Source organism: Mesorhizobium sp. M2A.F.Ca.ET.039.01.1.1, assembly GCF_003998035.1.
Lineage (GTDB): Bacteria > Pseudomonadota > Alphaproteobacteria > Rhizobiales > Rhizobiaceae > Mesorhizobium.
In genome coordinates this window covers 1-1,552 of sequence record NZ_RZRY01001091.1, presented here as the reverse complement: position 1 = coordinate 1,552, position 1,552 = coordinate 1, and the positions used below count along the sequence as shown (strand labels likewise).

Here is a 1,552-nt window from a genome sequence, read left to right as displayed (position 1 = left end):
ATCGCGAACCTCTCGGAGGATACCCGCAATAGCGTCAGGTGGTTCGCGAGACAACCGCTTAAGGCCAATCCCGACCTTGGCATCATCGCGCAACTCGACATGTCGGAACCAAGCGCAGCCGCCGTGGAGGGCCGTTCGCCACTCGGCTATGGCGGCCTGCTGAGGCACAGGGTCAGGCGCCAGCTTCCTCGCGCATTCCTCAGCGAGACCCGGCAGTCGGCTCCGGCTCCTGCATCGGGCGACGTTCTCGCCGACAAAGTCGCCGCCTGTGTCGGTGCCATGGAGAGTCTTGGCGATCGGCGGACGGGGATGCGCTTCGCGCCAAATGTGAACGCAGTGCGCGACATGCTGGAAACCCGGAACACCGACTTTGTCGCCGTATCGTCGTCGGCGATCGATCCAGCATGCTTCCTCGGGGGATGGCTCGAGGACGCCTACCTCTGGGACTATGACATGCCGTCCTACTCGCACCGGGCTGGCGACACAAACGGCTACTACCTGCTGTCCAAGGTAAAGCAAGCCGATCGCGAGGCTCTGTCCAAGGCGCTTGCGCGCCTACCGGGCTGTGCGGGGATCGACGCCGACCAAGTGCAGGACGTCCTGCTAGAAATTGCGCGACGCGGCATCCCTACTATCAGGGGGCTCGCTGGAGACAACGCCGGGGCGACGGGTGACCTCGGATTGTTCATCGCCGTGCGCTTGCTGCAAGACCGCTTCCGGCTCTCCAGCGCGGGCGAAAGCCTCGTCCCGGTCATAGATGGCATGGGCGAGGACGTTGCCGTATGCATCATTGTGCCTGTCGATCCTTTCCGGGGATATTTCGCCGACCTCGCGAAGTCGCTTCGCAAGGACAAGAAGGACGCCTCCCTATCGCGGCCCGACCTGCTGGTCGTCGGCGTGAAGTTGGGCCCCAACGGGGTGCGCATCCATCTCACGCCCATCGAGGTGAAATGCCGCCCCGGATCGGTCTTCCCGCCGTCCGAAATCGGCGACGCGCTCGACCAAGCAAGGACATTCTCTAGGCTCCTTTCGAGCATGCTCCCACACGAGGGGCAGCCCGTCGCGTGGGCGCTTGGTTTCCAGCACTTGCTCCTGTCGATCATCGGCTTTGGGATGCGGGTCTATAGCCAGCACCCCGATGTCGTCGGCCGCGAAGCACAATGGGCGACGCTCCACGAGCGCATCGCCGCCGCGATCCTGGATCCCAGCCCGAGCCTCTCGGTCGATCAGCGGGGCCGCCTGATCGTCGTCGACGACAGTCCTCGCAGCGGTGTGCGTGACCGTGACGCGGACGGTTTCGAGGAGACCATCACGATCGGGAGTGGCGACGCGGGCCAGATCGTCAACGGCGACCCCATTCCATTCTACGATAGCGTGCGGGCCAAGGTCGGCCAGTGGGCCCTGTCCCCGGAGGCCGGCAACTTTCGGCCGGGCCTCGTCCAGCCCCACGTCGATCCCGGGGTTAGGGCTGCCACCGAGAACCCGCTCGAGCCACTATTGGTCGTTGACAACACGCCGACCAAGGAGCCGACGAAGGCGATCGATGTCGCCG

At 64.8% G+C, this 1,552-nt stretch carries 1 pseudogene; it reads left to right on the top strand.

What is annotated here, in order from left to right:
- A pseudogene (locus EOA24_RS42140) lies at positions 1-1,552 on the top strand (ATP-binding protein); the annotation flags it as partial.